This is a genomic window from Pedobacter nutrimenti, from assembly GCF_032678445.1.
GTDB classification, from domain to species: domain Bacteria; phylum Bacteroidota; class Bacteroidia; order Sphingobacteriales; family Sphingobacteriaceae; genus Pedobacter; species Pedobacter nutrimenti_A.
The window spans coordinates 50,029-69,663 of sequence record NZ_JAVTSQ010000011.1 but is presented as its reverse complement, the minus strand read 5'-3'; the positions used below and the strand labels follow the sequence as shown (position 1 = coordinate 69,663).

Genomic DNA, 19,635 nt, shown 5'->3' with positions numbered 1-19,635 from the left:
TGATTGAAGCCGAAACAATATAGCCTATCGTAAAACTCCCCACAAAAAGGGGTTACTAAACTTTCTTTTGGGTATTAATTACAGACGTTAAAAAAACAGGTATGTCAGTAAATCTCAAACCATTAACCACCTTTCCCTTTCTTGTTTGTTTATTTCTGCTGCTTTTAAATGACCTTTATCTCAAAATAATTTTTCACAACTCATTAACAGGGAAACTCTCAGACGTTTGCGGATTGTTTATTTTCCCTATATTTTGGTCCGTCCTGTTTCCAAAAAGAAAATTCGCAATCTACCTGTTAACTTGTTTGTTTTTTATTTACTGGAAAAGCAGCTATTCCGAAACGTTCATCAACTTGTTTAGTTGTTATATTTTTCCTGTCCAAAGAACAATAGATCTTACAGATCTCTTCGCACTTTTGGTCTTGCCATTCAGCTGGTATCTCTATGCAATTGCTCAAAGAAAAACCTATTTCAATGCACCTCTTGCCGGACTGATTACACTTTTTTCGTTTTGTGCCACATCTATGCCAAGGCAACTCCTACGTTTCGAACAACCACAATATGTCCTTTTTAACTCAACTGATCATTTAATTGACAGCAACTTCGTAGACCAGGGCTTTAAATTTCATCCATTTGATCACCTGCTCGCCGTTGAGATAGATTATATGGAACTGAATAGAGAATCTGTAAAAGATGATGATTTTAACAAGAACCTATATTTGAGAGATCTGGACCAAAAAGTTTTAAAGGAGCTGCCAGGCCAATCTAAAATTATCCCACCCAATCAGATCAACAAACTAAAGATTCATACCAATAACTATGAGGATGATGTGGTATTCAAAGGAAGCCGTTTGCATGGTAAATTTTTAAGAAAAAGTAAGGATCAAATCCTGATTGATGGCCAGTTCAAAAATGGGATAGCGGATTCTGTATGGACTTTTACTGATCCATCCCTGAATACCTCCATCAAAAGGACTTTCAAAAATGGTGAAACTACGCTTATCGAAGAATTTAAATTTTCGAAATTAGCCTCTTCTAAAAGTATCAATACCAGACAACAAACCAGAATATTTAAAGGCCTTCACCTTGCAATCCTACTTCTGTTTTGCATTGCAATAGTAATAAAACTGAGAAAAAACCACAAAACAAAGGAACCTCTTTCTCCAGATATTAAAATCTTATATAAGTCCTTACTATCTATTTCATTACCATTTCTAACATGGCTAATACAATTGATCATTTGTGCAGTAATCCCTGACCACTATTCCGACTTCTTTAACGAAATCTATAATTTCCTTTTAATTTATGCAATAGGCCTACCTGTTTTTATGATTATTCTGTTCGGGTTTAAGCCCAGAAGGTGGACCGATGTTTTATGGTATTGCTTATTATTTAGTTTATTATTTGTGTTTTGGCGCGAAACAGTTACACTGAGCTTATTACTGGAGAATTAGAACAATCATATTCAAAAACAAAACTTCTTATTTCTGAACCGAGATCAATAGCATCATTGGTCTGCGGAGTTCTTCTTTCATTTCAGGAACTTCCTTCAACATTTTCTCACTCGATATCGGTTCCTTAATTTCCGTAACTTTAAATCCTGCTTTTAATAGTACATTCAGGTAAGTAGAGAGTGTTCTGTGGTATTTCAATACCTTTTCTCCCAAAAATTCAGTATTTCTTTTTCCTTCCTTAAAATAATCATCCACAGGCCAGTAAAGCTTTTCACCAGCTTCATTATAAGCCCAATCCTGCGTCCCCTCAGCCGTAAAAACCGGATGTTCCACAGAGAACACCAGGTAACCTCCTGGTTTAAGGAATTTATAAATATTTTGAATAAGCCTTTCAAATGACTGTATGTAATGAAAGGTCAACGAGCTAAATACGACATCAAATGTTTCCGGTGAATAAACAGCATCTTCAAGCGCTACGTTATCATACTGAATTCCATCCCGGCTGTTAATCTGTTTTACCTTTTCAAGCATCTTTTCAGAAATATCTATTCCAACTACAGATTTTGCCCCATTTTCAATTGCATATTTACAATGCCACCCAAACCCGCACCCCAAATCAAGCACATCCTTTCCACTAAGATCGGGAAGCATTGTTTTCAAAACATACCACTCTCCTGCGCCTTCAAGTCCCTTTTGCGAACGATTCATCTTTCCATACTGCTCAAAAAAAGCCGGATCATCATATTTATTCTCTTTCATTAGAATATATTTAACAGCTATTCATCAAAAATAAGTTAAAAAGATTTTATAAAAAAAGGGCAGCCCAACCAAGACTGCCCATTCAAACAAAACTTCCAACTATTCAGAGGTAAAGCGCTTAGCTATTTCAAAGATTACCCGGATAAATTTCCATCCTGGTTACCCGGTGAAATGCGCTTGCACTGGGATCAGTTATTTCCAACTCAAAAATCACCTCCTTCGTACCAGGATTAATTTCAACAATCCTCCCGCCAAAGCCATTCTTTGTTTTGGTGTTAACACCAGGACAAAATAAAACATGTCCTGTTTGAGCTAAGTATTGTACAGAAGAACGTGCCGAAGCAAAACCATTCGCCCCTCTTTCTTGTCCATAAGACCACACCTGCTGTACGGTTCTTAACGCTTCATCCACTTTATATTCAACAACACGGCTATAGCTTGAACCATTAATATAATTGGGCTGAAAATGACGATAATAACCATTATCAAAAACCAGAATATGACCATTGGGCATTAAAACCGGCGTATGCGGGCCCCATGCCCAATCAAATCCACTGGCCCCGGTTTCCCCAGAAATTACTTTAGGATCAATTACAGCCCTGCCAGATTCATCCACAGGAGACAACAGATATTTTTGATAAGCAGTACCCCAGTTTTTGTGAGGCGAGATGATCCATTTTACATTTCCATCCTTGTTAAAAGACATGAGCCCCTGAAAACGTACCGTTGCCATTAAATCAGTCCCAAGTTCGGCTATTGAATTGTTATGGGCCCAGTTACTGGCAGTCTGTGCATTGTCACCAGGCAAAACATCAGTATGGATCTCATAACGGGAGGTATCCAGCATAGTCGCCAGATCCCATTCTTTTACAAGAGTACCAGAAGTAGGATTCAACTCAATAATATGGTCATTGATCCTCGGTTTTCCATTCACTAAACGTGCATCAGATTTAGAAACAGTAACCAGAAAATTCCCGTTGGCTGCCTCAGTCACTTCATGGTGAAAAGTATAACCCAATTTATTTAAATCCCATTGCTTAATCAGGTTGCCCATCATATCAACTTCCACAATACGTGATGCGTCCTTATCACCAGAAAGGAAATTCCCATTCTTCAAACGCTTAAAACCAATCATTTCTGTAAACCGCTTAAGATCGGGCGATTGCTTCAGCAACAAAATCCAACGGATTTCCCCATCCGAATCTATCATATAGGGACATGAAGTATCTAGTTCACTTTGTCCAGAATAACTCACCAGGTCGAGTCCCGGTTCCATACGATCCTTTTGAGCGGTAATTACTTCAAACGTTGGAAAAGCACTCACCTTCAGAGGAGCTGTTTGTATGCTAACCTGTGTTCGCCCACGTTCCTTTCCATTCATATCTGTAAAAACCAGATCAACCTGGTTGTTATAATTGGCATACAATCCCAGCACAGGAATAATTTGTCTGTTATTTGAAGCCGTAAACAGATGTTCTATAGTGCCATTCTTACCTGTTTTACTTTGTATAATCACCTTTATTCTGCCTCTGGCCGGCATAAAAACCTCAACTGTTGCAGCCAATGGATTATACCCTGATGGATCTAAAGTTACTTTCTTCACCATAAAATCCAAGGCATTTCCTTTAGAGGGAACAGAAAGACTCTTTTTATCCGCAAAATTCACCACAGTTGCCCACTGATCAGGATGATCTTCTACAGAAAGAATAGATTGTACTGGTACCTCTACCGCTCCTGTTTCAAAATTAAACGTATAAACTTTATCTCCCTTTACATAATTTAAGAGTAAGTTTCCCTTTTCCGTCATACTTTCCAATGAAGCTTCATAGGTTCCCTCTTTGGAAGATTCCGCTGTCTTATCCTTTTTACAGGCAACCAGCAGCAGTAGCGGCAGGACCAGCATCACCAATACTGTCCTGCCCCGCTTTAAAATTATCTCCACAGCGGATGTTGCTGAATAGCTGTATTCGTATTCAACTCCGTCTGCGGGATAGGCAGATAAAAATGTTTCGGCAGAAAATTCGACGCACCCTGCTTCTTATTCTGTACCAGAATTTGTTTCATTTGGTCATAGGTATAAAAACGCTTCAAGTCAAAGAAACGATGGCCTTCAAAGAAAAACTCCAGTTCATTCTGGTGAATCACTTCTTTCCATAAATCATCAACACCGCTCCAGGTTTTGGCAGCAAGCCCTGCCCGGTCCCGGATACGCGTCAGGTCATTAGCCGCATCACTCAATTTACCTGTCTTCATGGCCGCCTCTGCGTGTAATAATAAAACTTCGGCAAAACGCATCACCCTGAGGTTGTTGTTTTGATTTTGCTGATCGTACATACTGTTTGCATCGGCAACGTTTTTATAAAAATTGGTAAACTTTTTAATCAAAAAACGACCTTTTTTACCATTAACAGTAGAGAAATCCGGCTCACCTCTCAAGCGTTTGGTTGCACTCGCTTCCCAGATCTGATCAAAAGACTGATTTCCAAACCAAGCCCCATCGGCCAATGTATTTTCAAAATCAGAATACTTCCAGAAAAAACTAGTGTACATCCGTTTGTCAAATTTAGTATCCGAACCCGCCGGTCTTTGTTCTGCCATGAAATCATTTACAACAGAAGCCGTAGGCATCCATTTAAACCAGCCACCAGTTCCCTGAGGACCAACAAAATTCGGTATCACAAAACCTTGAGTACTTGTTGCCTCTTCAGAGCCCCATGAGCCCTGTCCAAAGCTGCCATTGTACATGATTTCAAATACAGATTCTTTGTTCAGCTCTGTATTCTCTGTAAAGTTATCTTCGAATTTACTCACCAGATCATAAGTATAAGGAGCTTTCATAATCGTGCTCAATTCTGCTTCAGCTTCTGCATATTTCTTCATGTAGTTGTAGGTTTTACCCAAATAAGCAATAGCTGCTCCCTTGGTAACCCTTCCTGCTTCAGCAGCAGGACGTACAATTGGCAAATATTCTTTAGCTACTTTGAAATCTTCTACAACCTGCTTCCAAATCTGTTCCTCAGGAGAAGATGGTTTCATAATTTCTTCCGTGCTTTCAGAAGCAGGAATCAGGCGCAAAGGCACATCGCCAAAATTGCTGGCCAAAAGGAAATACGAGAAACCTCTCAGAAAACTCGCCTCAGCAATTAACGAATTAATCTTATCCGTACTCATTGGCACATTTTTCACATTCTTCAGCACCACGTTAGCCCGGTTAATACACTGGTAAATCTGATCAAAATCACTTCCGGCAGTATTCGCTGTGTTGGAATAAGTAGCCGGCTCCCAGTTTTGCAGTTCCTCCCCTAAAATAAACCACACATCATCTGCACGGTTCATGGTATGCCATCCGGTATATCCACCAAAATAGCCATACATTTGCCCGCGGATCGGAGAATAAACCGTTGCCATAGCAGATTGAGCATTGGCTTCAGAAGTCCAAAAAGTTTGCTCTACGGCCTGATTTGGATTGACATGATCCAGAAAGTCTTTTTTACATCCCCCCATGGAGATCGTGAGTATAGCAACCACCGACAGTTGCTTCAATATATTTGTTTTCATGATGTATTCTTTTAGTTGTTCCTGTTAATGCTTAGAAATTTGCCTGAAGTCCTGCTGTGATCGTTCTAGCGGCAGGGAAACGTCCGTGATCCGTTCCTCTCGACATGGTGCTGGAACCACCACCATTCTGATCATCATTCTGTCCAAGGTCCGGGCTGTATCCTTTATACTTGGTTACAATAAACAAGTTGTCTGCTGCTACAAAAAGCCTGAAATTTTTCATACGGGCCTTATTTACCCAGCCATTATCGAAAGTATAACCGATTTCTAATGTTTTCAGGCGGAAAAAAGAACCATCTTCCAACCAGCGGTCACTCACGCGGCGGCTGTTTTTGTTTTCATCCTGTTGCGTAAAACGGGGAACATCTGTATTCCTGTTTTGATCCGTCCAGGCATTCAGCACGTTTGCCCCAAAATTGGTGAACTCATTCATAGACTCCATACGCGCTCTGGTATAGTTATAAATCTTATTACCTTTCATACCATCAAAAAAGATCCCCAGATCAAAACCTTTATAGTTTACACTACCACGGATACCATAATTAAAATCCGGGAAAGGACTACCTGCATACTGACGGTCATCATCTGTAATTTGCCCATCGCCATTAAAATCAACAAATCGGATATCACCAGCCTTAGCATTAGGCTGAATCACTTTTCCGGCAGGCGTTTTATAAGCTTGTGCTTCTGCGTCAGATTGAAAGATACCATTGGTCCTGATCAGATAAAATGCACCAATCGGATCCCCAAGTTTAGCCCAGGTAATGGTTCCCTCACCTTGAGGATTGTAGCCAGCAAATTCCTGTTTTTCACTACCTACAGTAATCGCCGTGATTTTGTTTTTAACTGTAGAAGCATTTACTCCAATAGAATAATTAACCTCTCCAATACTGTTTTTATAATTCAACAGCATCTCAAAACCCTTATTTTGAATCGTTCCGGCATTCATAGTCGGGCTGCCTTTCAATCCTGTTGAACCAGGCATAGAGATACTCAACAATACATTTTTAGTCTCCTGAACATAATAATCTGCAGTTAAAGATAATTTGCCTTTTAAGAAGCTGGCATCCAATCCTAAGTTTTTGGTATGTGTTTCTTCCCAGGTCAGGTCTTTTGGAGATACCCAGGTTACCCCGGTGTTGCTGCCCATCCACCAGTTACCACCTTCTATATAATTGATCCCGCTGCTGCTGATGCTTTGCGTAGCATAATTACCAATCTCCTGGTTACCCAGTTTACCATAACTTGCCCGTATTTTCAACTCACTAACGGCATCCTTTGCACTGGCAAAGAATTTCTCGTTCATGATGTTCCAGCCCACAGAAACTGAAGGGAATACACCATAACGATGACCATCAGCAAAACGTGACGAACCATCACGCCTAACCGATACCGACATCATATATCTGGAATCATAGCTGTACATCGCCCGTGAAAACATAGAAATCAACGAATATTCCTGCAAATCTCCAGAGGTTGTCTGTTGTGTAGTCGATCCTGCACCGATAGAATTGGTTCCAAACGGGATATCACTCCGTCCTGCTCCAAAAGACCTGTTAGAATTCTCCTGCGATGAATAGCCTAACAAAGCAGATATGGTATGCTTACCAATCGTATTGTCATAATGTAAAGTATGTTCCAACAGCCACTGGTTATTAAAATAAGCCGACTCGTTTAATTTAGACTGAACCGCCCCCGATCCAAAGTTATAAGGTGCATTATAATTATAATTGCGTCCGTTATTTCTATTGTAACCGTAATTCAACTTATATTTCAGCCCCTTTATACCCAGGTCTACCTCCGCATAAGCATTCAATAAAATATCCGTTTTGTTTAATCTGTTGTCAAACAACCTCGAAGCACCTACCGGATTGTCCATGTTTTTCATCCAGGGTAAAATACCAGCATAGCCACCAAGCTGATTAGGATCTAATACCCCAAGTAAGGGATTTTGACGCAAGGGATCCGTTATCGTTAAATGATTATCCTGTCTTTCCGCTGTAGTTAACAATAAAGTGTTACCGATGCGCAAATGATCATTGAAAAAAGAAAAAGTATTTTTATTGCGGATATTGTAAGCCTCATATCCCGAATTGATCAGAATACCATCCTGGTTGATGTAACCAGCAGATACATTATAGGTTGCTGTTTCCGAACCTCCGGTAATGCCAACATTTGCTTTGGTCAAAGGAGCTGTGCGGTAAACTTCATCCTGCCAGTTTGTACCCGTTCCTTGAAAATTTATAGCCTCTTTTGGCAAATAACCAGACTGGCCCATGATGGTTTTCCATTGTTGCGCATCCAGTACATCCAGTTTCTTTGCAATAGTTTGCACCCCAGAATATACACTGGCACTAATAGAAGCACGTGTATTTTTCTTACCCCCTTTTGTGGTAATCAGAACTACACCATTGGCCGCTCGCGAGCCGTAAATAGCCGCTGCAGAAGCATCTTTGAGTACATCCAAAGAGGCAATATCAGAAGGGTCAACCATATTGATATCGCCGTATACTCCGTCAATAACGTACAAAGGTGTGTTGGAACCCAGCGAACTTAAACCACGAATGTTAATGCTCATACCAGCTCCCGGCTGACCACTCACGCTGGCCACGCTTACGCCGGCAATCCGGCCTTGCAATGCACCACTTGCACTTTTAGCGACGTCAGTCTGCATCTCTTTTCCGGTTAGGGAAGCCACAGCACCCGTCAGGTCTTTTTTCTTCACTGTACCATAGCCCACTACCACAACTTCATTCAGCTGATCGCCGTCCGAAAGTACGATGTTCATGGTCTTTGATTTTCCAACAGTAGCTTCTGTTTTTTGCATCCCAACGTATGAAAATATAAGAACCGCGCCTTCAGGTGCCTGAATGCTAAAGTTCCCGTTGAGATCCGATGTGGTTCCACCGGCAGCCCCGGTATTCCCCTTGATCACGATAGTAGCACCAGATAAAGGATTATTGGCATTGTCCTTTATCGTGCCTTTCACAGTAATAGCCTGTTGTGCACTTGCGAAAAGGCATAAACTGACTAAAAATAAAATTAATAGACTTGTTCTCATTTAATGTTGCTTGGCTTTTTTTGCAATGATGCAGGAAGAATTCAGAGCGTATACGGCAGAATGCGTGTATTTAAACACAAATAAGTCCATACTCATTACATTTGGTTAAATCGAAGTAGTTAATTGGGATAAAACTATGTATTCGTCAAACCGGAAAATTGCAGGATTTGCTCAATCGAATTGAACTTTTGATTCTTTATTTTGGCTCAAAACAAACCATGTATGCCATCAATGACGCCAAACCGCGTTAATCATTTCATTATCAGCAATAAAATTCAAGGCATAAATCTGATTTTCGGCGAACGCCACAAAATCACAATCAACTGAAAAACAAAACCTTAAACAAAACAACAGATCAAAACAAATTGCACAAATCGCTCAATCCTATTGAACTATATGCTCTTCTCTGTTTCATCAACCACAATCAGATAATGATCTGGTCCTTCTGGTGACTATCTCTGAATTCAGCAGGTGTTAAACCTTTCGCTTTTTTAAATACGCGATAGAAATAAGAAACACTATTAAATCCGCATTCACTAACTACTTCCGCAATAGAAGCATTTTTTTTAAGTTTTTCCATAGCCATATTTATCCTGAAATCGAACAAATAGGAACTGAAGTTCATTTTCGTATTATTCTTAATAAAACGGGCAAAGGTAGAACGGCTCATGTTTAAAGCTTCGGCGGCATCTGTTAAGCAAATTACCTCAGAAATATTCCTGGAAACATAACCGTGCAGTTTATTGATCAAAATTTCATTTGGAGACATATTCAGAGACGCCGCGCTGGAGAGCTCCCTGATGTCCTCGCATTTAGACAATTCATACAACAGCATCAATAACTTCATCACAGAATAGAATCCATCTCTCTCCATGGTAAGTAACCTCAGAACAGGAAGAATTTTATCAATGGCACCAGCACCAAAAATTATACCTTTAGAAGCCCGGGAAAACAACTCCTGTATACTTTGAAATTGATTTTTACCCAGGTACTGATTAATCAGCGATGGATGAAACTGAATCGTAATTTCATGAATATAATCAGACGTACATTCACCATTTTTCCAGGCATGCTTTAATTCCGGATTGGCAATCAGAACCAAGTCTTTATCACCAATTGTTTCCACAGAATCACCAACGATCCGCTGCGCCCCGGCAGCCCCCTCCACAAAATTCAATTCATATTCAGGATGGATATGTACAGGAAAAGTAAACGATGATTTCACACGATCGAAGACTAAAAAGCAGTCTTTGTCTGTTAGCGGGGATTTTTCCCGGTAAATATCTTTTAGCATAAAGGCAGGTCTAGAGCGAAAAATATAAGCAACAAATTTTCATAAGGTGCTTCAAAATTAGAAATCAAATTGACAATTACGGAAATAATAGTTTCAAAAGTTTAACCAAAAAAGAAATGCGGTTAGCATCCGCCAAACCGCATATTCCATTATTCACCTAAAAATTTATTTGTGTCTATAGCTCCACTACCCAGCTTAACTCCTCATCTGTTTCTCAAGCTGACGCTTCAAGTTTCTTACCCTGCTTCAGTATAACGGAGACAATTAATGAATCTACTAAAACCCGTTTTCTTTCGCAAGTTTACTTTAACGCAAACGTTTGATAACCTGTTCATTTACAACACAAACACTTTATATAATCAAGCAAAGATTTCCTTATTTTTAAAAACAACAACAACAAAAACTTTATTATTAACTATTTATTACAAATACTTACTTTAACAACTAACAGAATCAGTCATTCGAGCGGCTATTTAAATAGCACAAAATATTAAACATCAAAATTCACCATTACGAAAACGATTGTGCATCATAATATAGTCTTCCTGCCCCCCTGCATTCCCCACCCTTCCCTCTGCAATTTTCTACGAAAAACCCTTGAACTCTGCGGAAAGGCCTCAGAGATCTGTGCGCTCTTCGCGCACCTGATATCGTTAGCCTTGAAGTAGAGTTCAAGGGTTTTTCGAAAAAATTCAACTCCATAAAAAGAGCTCTCCCTTATTTAATCTCTTAAATGCAAAACCTGCTTAACCTCATCATAGTTTTTGGAATTAACATTCGACAATGTATGCACTCCTCCAGGGATAATGATATACCTGAACTGATGAGCATTAGATATGGAACCATAGGCATTTGTTGAACTGGTCAGACTAATTCGGATGCTCCCCACTGTGTTCAATGCAGACCAAACATCAATATTAGAGACCGCACCGCTCATATAAGTGATGGAAATAGGCAGGTTTGCCACCTGATCTGTTGGCCATATAACGGGGTTGTAACCATTCAGTTTGCCGTAAACAATTACTGTACCCTGATCTAATATGGCTTGAGTAACTTTTGAAGCTGCAATGTCAGCAGTAAAATAGACAGTTCCAAAAACGGTAGTTTTAGTGTAAGTACTTGGGGTTACCCAGTCGGAGTAAATCACATTTGCTGTTCCAGGATCACCTTTAGCACCTTTAAGATTAATGGGCACAGGCCATGCGCCACCGGCTTTTGGCCCATAGAACAAATAATTGGCCGGATCAAGGTAATAATCGCCATTACTTCCAACAGATGCTGCCGGAACACCGGTACCACTGAGAATTTTAGACCCTGCGACACCAGTTGCACCGGTAGCACCCGTAGCCCCCGTAGCACCAGTTGCGCCAGTTGCGCCAATAAGGTTTGTGGCTGTACCCCAGCCTGCAGCCGTTTTGGGACCATAGAGCATGCTCGTGGCGGTATTAAGATAAAAATCGCCATTAGCTCCAAGTGTTGCAGCAGGGACAACAGTGCCCGAATAAATTTTAGTACCGTCAGCTCCAGTGGCACCTACCGCACCAGTTGCGCCCGTAGCTCCCGTTGTACCCGCTGGCCCGGCAGGGCCAATTGGTCCATCTTTGCTGCAAGAGGTAAAAACTACCGCAACTGCGGTAATCACAAATAAAAAATAATTAAAATTCTTCATAAGAAAATGGATTTAAGTTTCAAATAATTACCTCAAAATTGCAGCAATTGACCTGACCCTGAAATCACATCTTTGGGTAGTATAAAAACATTAAAGAATATGCTCGGTAAGCACTTTAGAGATGGCCTGTTTGCCACAATTCACATGTAACTTCAGGTAAATATTTTTTAAATGAGACCTTGCGGTATCAAAAGATATCGTTAATTCAGCAGCAATCATTTTTGAGCTGTAGCCCTTAATGAGCAACTGCAACACATCCAACTCTCTTGGTGTTAAATTATATTCTTTTGGCTTACCTTGATTAAAACTATTCAAAACTTTACGGGCAATAGAGGGCGACATTGGTGCTCCCCCATCCATCACCTCCTGTATCGCTTCGAAAAGTTTTCCTGGCGCTGTCTTTTTTAAGAGGTAACCATTTGCACCATTACAAAGACATTGAAACAATTTATCATCGTCTTCAAAAACGGTAAACATAATAACAGCAGTTAAAGGCATAGCCTCCTTAACCATTTTTACACCTTTAATCCCATTTGTCCCGGGCATATCAATATCCATCAATACCACTTCAGGTTTATATACCTTAACAGCAGATGCCGCATCATTGCAATGCCCATAATCTGCCAGTACCTTAAATCCATCGGTATTGTTTAACAGGTAAACAAGAGACTCCCTGAGCCGTTCATTATCTTCAAACAATATAATACTGATTGGATTCATCTCTCTAAATTAATCATTTAATCCATAGCAAAGCCCACTCAAATGAGTGATCCTCTGTTATATCAGAATCTTTATCCGGGTCCCCTTATCATCCGCATCTATAGTCAGGCTTCCCTTCCAACAGGCAATCCTCCGGGCTAAATTTTTAAGACCATTCCGGTGGGTTTGTTTGCTTTTATCAAAGCCTTTGCCATTGTCGCATATGATCATCATCAGTTTTTTTTCCTTAAAGCACATCTCTATTTCTACCTCCGTTGCCTCAGCATGTTTGTTTATATTATTCAAAATCTCCTTATAAACCAGAAAAATGTCCCTTCTCTTCCCCATGTTTAATTTCGCAGTTCCGACCTGTTCATCAAGCTTAAGGTGATATAGAATATTGTTGTTCTCAAAAACTTCAGCAGCATAGCGCCTCATCCGGCTAAAAGTTTCTTCCCAATTGTCATTATGAGTATTTACGCTCCATATAATATCATCGAGAGATTGGCTGGAAGTCTGTACCTCTTCAGAAATTCGGTCCAGAAAAATATGAGCCAAAGTGGTATTTTGAAGGCTTTTTTTAGAAAGTTCTGATAAGATATTGATATTAGACAAAGCAGAACCGATATCATCATGTAAATCTGTCGCTATGCCCTGGCGCATCTGAGCCAGCTTTGAAACCTGGGCTATTCTATAGCGGTACAGGCAATAAACTAAGCCCAGAAACAAAAGCACAAGATCAGCAATAAACCAATTTTTTTCCCAAAATGGTTCATCAATATCAATACGAATTTCTGTAACCACACCTTTATTAACATATCCAGGTTGTACATATTTAACCAGAAAACGGTAGGAATTGGCTGGAACATTCATGTAGGCAGCATAGTTTCTTTGACCGGCATCAATCCACTCCTGATCATAGCCATCCAGTTTATAATAATAATGGTACTGAGTTAAAGGCGGGAAATTCAATGCAACAAAGTTGAGCATGACCGAATGATTCTCGTAACCCAGCCTTACCTCCTTTAAAAATGGCACAGCTGTTTCATCCCCCACCGCTTTGTCATCAATTAAAATATGGGTAAAAACTACTGGTGCTGTTTTTCGCGCTTCATTAAATTTAGAAGGATCGAATACATTAAGCCCATTAATACCCCCAAAGAGAAGCATTCCATCCGAACTTTTGTGAAAAGCACCCGTATTAAATTCATTTTCCTGCAAACCTTGTTCAGCAGTATAATTGGTAAATTGAAAAGACTTTACATTTTGCTTAGCTACGGAGGCGTTAAAACGGCTGAGGCCTTTATTTGTACTGGCCCATAAAAAGTGATCCGGCCCCGGTAATATTCCATAAATGGTATTGTTTGGCAGGCCATCTTTTTCCGTGATCAAACTGGTCTTCCTGGTCGCAATATTATAGGTAAGTATCCCCTTGCCCCCGGTTCCAACCCACAACACGGAATCACTGTAATATAAGCATTTAACACTGGTTTCCACACTAAAAAAACTGAAAATATCTTTTGAACCTATCTCATAAAAGCTCTTTCTTACCGTATTAAAAAGCAACAGACCTGTTTTTTCAAAACCAATGCATAAAGTACTGTCATTTATAGAAACCATAGCACGTATGGCATCAGTAAAATTATTTGGTCCATTACCGGGCATATACCTGGCCATTAGACCGCTGCGCGCATTGACCAGGCAAAGACCACTGCTTTGTGTACCTAACCATACTTCATTTTTTCGATGAGGGTACATGCACCACACCGTTCCATCCGGCATTTTTAATCCGGAGGCTGCATCGGGATGAAACCTTTTTATAATCTTACCTTTTTTGGCATCAAAAAGAATTAAACCATTACCCTGGGTACCTATCCACAAGACCTCTGCTTCGTCATTAAAAAGAGAAACAATACGGTCCGGGTTAGAAATGCTCCGTTTATAAGCTGGAAAATGCCAGGTTTTATATCGGACCCGTTTATCATTGATTTGGGTCAGGCCTTTACTGGTGGTACCAACCCAAATATTGCCTTCTTTGTCTGTAGTAATGGACCTGACTAAAGAAATTTCTACATCAGACGGAACGGTCTGATCAGTAAATAATTTAAAATTGTTTCCGTTTTGATTAAAATAACTTAAACCTCCGCCATCGGTGCCTATCCAGATCCCTCGATGAGCATCCTGTTTAATAGAAAGTATATCATTAAAGGCAATTGAAAATTGATTTCTCCTGTCATTAACCAATTGCTCTAATTTTTCTTCTTCTGTATCTACAATAAAGAGCCCTTTACCATAGGTACCAATCCAAATTCTATTGGTCTCATCTGCCAGGACTGCTTCTATGACCAGGTCAGAAGGAAGCCCTCTTGTTTTATATCCCATAAACTGATGGAAATGAGCTTCAGCTTTCTTTTTCACAAAAAGCCCTCTGCCCCAACTGCCCAGCCAGAGGTTTCCATCACTATCTTCAGTCATACAGCTGTACGAGCTGGTTTGTTTGGATTTCAATGGCTCAAAAGCCACATTATTAACTTTGTTATTGTCTAAATAACCTACTGTACTCCCAATGATCCATAGCCTTCCTTGGCTGTCTTTAAAGAATGCATTAACTACCGGCTGGGAAGTTGTAACAGGAATGGCAATTTGCCTGATTACTTTTCTTGTATGGCTGTCATACTCATACAGCTTTCCGCTTTCTGTACCCACCCACAATTTTCCATCTTTTTCCGGATAAAAACAGACAATGACCTCCCGGTTTTTGCCAGAGAAGATATCCGCACGTAGAAAGGTATGGCTAAGCAAATCAAACTTTTCAAGATGCCCCCCTTTAACCAGAATCCATAGAAAATGATCGCCCGCGCTTTCAATTTTTCCCAGTCTGCTGCTTGTTCCAGAAGTTTTATCATCGAATTTCTTATCCACTGCAAGGAAATTCTTCCCGTTATACCGGTTTAAACCATCCTGGGTAGCCATCCAAACCATACCCTTGGCATCAAATGCGATATCGACCACACTACTTTGTGATAAACCTTCATTTAAACCTATGTTCCTGAATAAAATAGAATCTTGCTGCGCGAAAGTGCATAAGCATTGAAATAAAAGAGCCAGAATCAGGGAGCCTTTCACCATTTTATTTTAACAACCTACTAAACAACCGATGATCACCTATTGTATAAAAGCCATTACAACTTAAAGATAAGCAAATATTCCAAGTCTTGTCCAGGGGTCAGACAGAAAAACAATGAATAATAAGCGTGCTCTATCCCCGGTGTCACTGTACTTCCCGGTCTCTCCTCTGCAATTTGCTAAGAAAAACACTTGTACTTTGCGAAAACGCCTCAGAGATCTGTGCGCTCTTCGTGCACCTGATATCGTTAGCCTTGGAGTAGAGTACAAGTGTTTTTCAAAAATTCACCTCCCATTCCACCCTAAGTCTGCTTTGAATAATCATTCCGGTTTCCTAAATTTATCCATTATGAATAAGACTTATCCTGTTGTACATCATGTATTTTTCTGGTTAAAAAACCCAAATTCAAAAGAAGATCGCGATCAATTGATCAATGGAGTGAAAACACTTTCAGCAATACCAACAGTTCGCGACATACACGTTGGCATTGTTGCCAGCACAGAAAAACGCGATGTTGTAGACAACAGCTGGGATGTATCAGAGTTGATGTTCTTTAGTGATCTTGAAGGACAGGAAACCTATCAAACACACCCCATTCATTTGGATTTCATTAAGAATTACGGTCATTTATGGGAGAAAGTCCTCGTCTACGATATTGTACAAGCCTAAACCTTTTATTCTAATAATACTTAAACAATCAGCAATCCCTCATTTAGCTTTTTAAAACGGCCCATAGCCAGCCCTTCGGCCCTCCATTTCTGCACCCTTCGGCGCTCCAGTTCTGCAATTTGCTAAGAAAAACACTTGTACTCTGCGAAAAGGCCTCAGAGATCTGTGCGCCCTTCGTGCACCTGATATCGTTAGCCTTGGAGTAGAGTACAAGTGTTTTTCAAAAAATTCACCCACCTCATAATTTTTACCTTGCCTCAGCAGAACGATACAATAGCGCAATTTTATTAAATTAATTACGTTAATTTGCAGCTTAAGACTTGTAGTCTAAACTACCGTTTTTAACAAATTTTAACATTTACTGTTTTACGTTTTATTGATATTTATCCACATGTTCAAAGAGATTCGCAATAAATATATCCGCTACGCCACTATATCAATTTTTTGTATCATCATTTTCTTCTGTGCGCTCCAGTTAAATTTCTTGTGGCTATTTGGATACTCTCCTTCTTATGAGGACATTAAAACCCCAACACTACGGGTCGGCTCTGAATTATATACTTCAGATGGTAAACTGATTGGCCGTTACTTTAAGGAAAACAGAACCCCTGTTGACTTTAAAGAAATTGCGCCAAGTGTCATCAATGCCCTTGTAGCCACTGAAGACGTGCGCTTTTACCAGCATATGGGTATCGATTTCAGGTCTTTGATTTCCAGCGGGCTTTCTACCGCTTCGGGCGATAAACGTGGCGGCAGTACCATTACACAACAACTGGCAAAGAACCTCTACAGAACAAGATATAATAAATCGCAGGGTTTTATAAAACATATCCCGGTGGTCCGTACGCTGGTTTCCAAATTAAAGGAATGGATGACCGCCGTAAAACTGGAATCCAATTATTCCAAGAACGACATCATTACCATGTACCTCAATACCGTTTCTTTTGGAAACAACGCTTACGGAATCAAAACTGCCGCGAGAATCTATTTTGACAAAGATGCGTTGAATTTAGACGTACCTGAGTCTGCACTTTTAGTGGGGATGTTAAAAGGAACAACTTACTATAATCCCGTTAAGAATCCCCAAAGGGCTTTGGAACGCAGAAATGTGGCATTGGCTCAAATGAGCAAATACAAATACATTACCGCTGCACAGCTCGACACCTTCAAGAATACCCCCATTAAGTTAAAAGAGGGCCGTATTGACGATGGCAGCGACGGAGACTCTTATTTAAGAGCAGCAGTTGCGAAATACCTCGAAAAATGGTGTTCGGATAATGGTTACGATCTCTATGAAGATGGATTAAAAATTTATACCACTATTGATTCCAAACTACAGAAATATGCAGAGGAAGCTGTAAACGAACAGATGAGAAGTCTTCAAAAGCGTTTTTACAGTGTATGGGGCAAGGAAGATCCATGGCAGGATTCCGAAAAAAAGAAAGTTGATTACCCTAACCGGGCCAAACAGAACCTTCCCATCTACGCTATGCTGCAGAAGAAATACAACAACAATGCAGATTCTATAGACGCATATTTCAACAAAAAGAAAAAAATGCGTGTCTTTGCCTGGGGAGGTGACCGCGACACCTTATTCTCTACGATGGATTCGATCCGTTATTACGGAAAAATCCTGAACACAGGTATGATGAGTCTGGACCCCTTCTCTGGTAAGATCAAAGTTTGGGTAGGTGGTATTGACCATAAGTTTTTCAAATACGACCACGTAAACCAAAGTAAAAGACAAGCCGGATCAACTTTCAAACCTTTTGCCTATCTGGCAGCATTAGAAAAAGGAATGAGCCCTTGCGACACTTACGTAGATAAGCCAGTCAGCATCGCCTACCAGGAACACGGAAAAACAGAATACTGGGAGCCTAAAAATGCCAGTTATTCCAATTCCTACAAAGAAATGTCTTTACGTTTAGCTATGGCCAGATCAGTAAACACCATTACTGCCCAGGTTACGGAAACTGTGGGCTGGGACAACGTTGTTAAATGGGCACACGAATGCGGTATTGACAGCCATCTGGAATCTGTGCCTTCAGTAAGTCTGGGATCAAATGATGTTTCAGTATATGAAATGGTCAAAGCTTATGGAACTTTCCTGAACGATGGTATTAAAACTGACCCCATTCTGGTGGAAAAGATCACTGATCTGGACGGTAACCTGATCGAAGAATTCAAACCTAAAACCAAAAAGGTGCTTTCCGACGAAATCAGCTGGTTGATGTTGTATATGTTCAGAGGTGGTATGGAAGAACCAGGTGGTACTTCTCAAGCTTTATGGGAATGGGACCTTTGGAAAAAGAACAACCAGATTGGCGGTAAAACAGGTACCTCTTCCGATTACGTAGATGCCTGGTATATGGGCATCACCAAAGACCTTGTTACTGGAATCTGGGTGGGCTGCGACGAACGCAGTGCACATTTTAAAAATGGAGAAACCGGTGAAGGTTCCAGAACAGCATTGCCAATATTCGGTAAATTCATGGAGAAAGTATACCATGATCCGAACTCCGGATACACCTACGGACCTTTTCCCAAAGCAAAAGAAAAGATTACCAGGAACATCAATTGCCCTACCCCAAGGTATTCTGTAGATACCACAGCCAAGGACAGTGTAGCGGTAGATTCTTCAGTTTTTAATGTACCAACCATAGAAGAAGTACAACCTCAGCCTCAAAAAGAAGAAACGCCAAAACAGGAAGAGAAAAAAACACCTGAAGCCCCAGCAGCAGCAGTACCGGCAGCCCCTCTTACAAAAAAAGAAGAACGGGAGCTCCGCAGAAAAAAACGTCAGGAAGAGAAGGAAAAGAAAAAGCAGGAGTCACAAAACCAGCGATAAACTATTCCCAATAAACTATTTCTTTATAGCCTATCAAGATAAGAGAGATGCTGTATTCAGCTACATCATCTCTCTATCAGGACATGATACCTAATGGCAGCATTACCTGTGTATTGATCGCCTTGCTGCTAATGATGTGCTCAAAATCAAGCCCAATAGTCAGATCCACCCAATCTGGATTACAAGAACGAACCAGTCTTTCCTTTTGCATTCTCGTAAAACGGCTGAGCAGTTTAAAACGGCCTATTGCCTGAGCTTCTGTTTTGAATTCTTCAAAATAAACCAGCCTGGTCAGTTGCTGGCCACTATCAAAAAACAGGCTTGGCATCTGTTTATAAAACTCAAGCGTCTTAATCAGATCTGAGCTCATACCTACATGTAAATTAGTCCGGTTTCTGTCAGTTACTACGTACACAAATTTTTTCATAGCATTTAAATAAAATTATTCACAACTAAATTAATTAGTAGATATATTTGTATGACCAATTAATATTACT

General features: G+C 40.2%; 12 protein-coding genes. 3 read left to right on the top strand and 9 right to left on the bottom strand.

Features of this window, described 5'->3' with window-relative positions:
* Positions 1-305 precede the first annotated feature (305 nt).
* Positions 306-1,454, top strand: a complete 1,149-nt coding sequence (locus R2S08_RS20300; protein ID WP_316836848.1) for a hypothetical protein — start codon at positions 306-308, stop codon at positions 1,452-1,454.
* A gap of 27 nt (positions 1,455-1,481) precedes the next feature.
* Here R2S08_RS20300 and R2S08_RS20295 read toward each other — a convergent pair whose 3' ends face one another.
* The 8 genes from R2S08_RS20295 to R2S08_RS20260 all read right to left on the bottom strand — a co-directional run bounded on the left by R2S08_RS20295 (position 1,482) and on the right by R2S08_RS20260 (position 15,623).
* Positions 1,482-2,213: a class I SAM-dependent methyltransferase gene (locus R2S08_RS20295; RefSeq protein WP_316836847.1), complete on the bottom strand. Its 732-nt coding sequence runs from the start codon at positions 2,211-2,213 to the stop codon at positions 1,482-1,484.
* Between the two features lie 127 nt (positions 2,214-2,340).
* A complete protein-coding gene (locus tag R2S08_RS20290; RefSeq protein WP_316836846.1) occupies positions 2,341-4,155 on the bottom strand; it encodes an aryl-sulfate sulfotransferase in 1,815 nt (604 codons plus the stop codon).
* A complete protein-coding gene (locus R2S08_RS20285) occupies positions 4,146-5,771 on the bottom strand; it encodes a RagB/SusD family nutrient uptake outer membrane protein (RefSeq protein ID WP_316836845.1) in 1,626 nt (541 codons plus the stop codon). The genes R2S08_RS20290 and R2S08_RS20285 overlap by 10 nt, the downstream gene beginning before the upstream one ends.
* A 31-nt stretch (positions 5,772-5,802) precedes the next feature.
* The gene (locus tag R2S08_RS20280) at positions 5,803-8,832 is read right to left on the bottom strand and encodes a TonB-dependent receptor (RefSeq protein WP_316836844.1); all 3,030 of its coding nucleotides are present in this window, start codon (positions 8,830-8,832) and stop codon (positions 5,803-5,805) included.
* A 424-nt stretch (positions 8,833-9,256) separates the two neighbouring features.
* Positions 9,257-10,126, bottom strand: a complete 870-nt coding sequence (locus R2S08_RS20275; RefSeq protein ID WP_316836843.1) for an AraC family transcriptional regulator — start codon at positions 10,124-10,126, stop codon at positions 9,257-9,259.
* Between the two features lie 721 nt (positions 10,127-10,847).
* Complete coding sequence (locus R2S08_RS20270) at positions 10,848-11,795, bottom strand: hypothetical protein (RefSeq protein ID WP_316836842.1); 948 nt, start codon at positions 11,793-11,795, stop codon at positions 10,848-10,850.
* 90 nt (positions 11,796-11,885) lie between these two features.
* Positions 11,886-12,515 (bottom strand): response regulator transcription factor, encoded by a 630-nt coding sequence (locus tag R2S08_RS20265; RefSeq protein WP_316836841.1) that lies wholly within the window; start codon positions 12,513-12,515, stop codon positions 11,886-11,888.
* A 57-nt stretch (positions 12,516-12,572) separates the two neighbouring features.
* Positions 12,573-15,623 carry a two-component regulator propeller domain-containing protein gene (locus R2S08_RS20260; RefSeq protein ID WP_316836840.1) on the bottom strand — a complete coding sequence of 1,017 codons (3,051 nt, stop codon included), beginning with the start codon at positions 15,621-15,623 and terminating at the stop codon, positions 12,573-12,575.
* Between the two features lie 346 nt (positions 15,624-15,969).
* Here R2S08_RS20260 and R2S08_RS20255 point away from each other — a divergent pair, with 346 nt between their 5' ends.
* On the top strand, positions 15,970-16,290 hold the full coding sequence (locus tag R2S08_RS20255) for a Dabb family protein (RefSeq protein ID WP_133780913.1): 321 nt from the start codon (positions 15,970-15,972) through the stop codon (positions 16,288-16,290).
* A gap of 391 nt (positions 16,291-16,681) precedes the next feature.
* Complete coding sequence (locus tag R2S08_RS20250) at positions 16,682-19,138, top strand: transglycosylase domain-containing protein (protein WP_316836839.1); 2,457 nt, start codon at positions 16,682-16,684, stop codon at positions 19,136-19,138.
* Positions 19,139-19,214: 76 nt separating this feature from the next.
* Here R2S08_RS20250 and R2S08_RS20245 read toward each other — a convergent pair whose 3' ends face one another.
* The gene (locus R2S08_RS20245; protein WP_133780909.1) at positions 19,215-19,565 is read right to left on the bottom strand and encodes a GIY-YIG nuclease family protein; all 351 of its coding nucleotides are present in this window, start codon (positions 19,563-19,565) and stop codon (positions 19,215-19,217) included.
* Between the last annotated feature and the right edge of the window lie 70 nt (positions 19,566-19,635).

Excerpts from the sequence above, each read along its gene's own strand:
- R2S08_RS20295 (WP_316836847.1), bottom strand. The coding sequence starts at position 2,213 with ATGAAAGAGAATAAATATGATGATCCGGCTTTTTTTGAGCAGTATGGA.
- R2S08_RS20285 (WP_316836845.1), bottom strand. The coding sequence starts at position 5,771 with ATGAAAACAAATATATTGAAGCAACTGTCGGTGGTTGCTATACTCACG.
- R2S08_RS20280 (WP_316836844.1), bottom strand. The coding sequence starts at position 8,832 with ATGAGAACAAGTCTATTAATTTTATTTTTAGTCAGTTTATGCCTTTTC.
- R2S08_RS20275 (WP_316836843.1), bottom strand. The coding sequence starts at position 10,126 with ATGCTAAAAGATATTTACCGGGAAAAATCCCCGCTAACAGACAAAGAC.
- R2S08_RS20270 (WP_316836842.1), bottom strand. The coding sequence starts at position 11,795 with ATGAAGAATTTTAATTATTTTTTATTTGTGATTACCGCAGTTGCGGTA.
- R2S08_RS20265 (WP_316836841.1), bottom strand. The coding sequence starts at position 12,515 with ATGAATCCAATCAGTATTATATTGTTTGAAGATAATGAACGGCTCAGG.
- R2S08_RS20260 (WP_316836840.1), bottom strand. The coding sequence starts at position 15,623 with ATGGTGAAAGGCTCCCTGATTCTGGCTCTTTTATTTCAATGCTTATGC.
- R2S08_RS20255 (WP_133780913.1), top strand. The coding sequence starts at position 15,970 with ATGAATAAGACTTATCCTGTTGTACATCATGTATTTTTCTGGTTAAAA.
- R2S08_RS20250 (WP_316836839.1), top strand. The coding sequence starts at position 16,682 with ATGTTCAAAGAGATTCGCAATAAATATATCCGCTACGCCACTATATCA.
- R2S08_RS20245 (WP_133780909.1), bottom strand. The coding sequence starts at position 19,565 with ATGAAAAAATTTGTGTACGTAGTAACTGACAGAAACCGGACTAATTTA.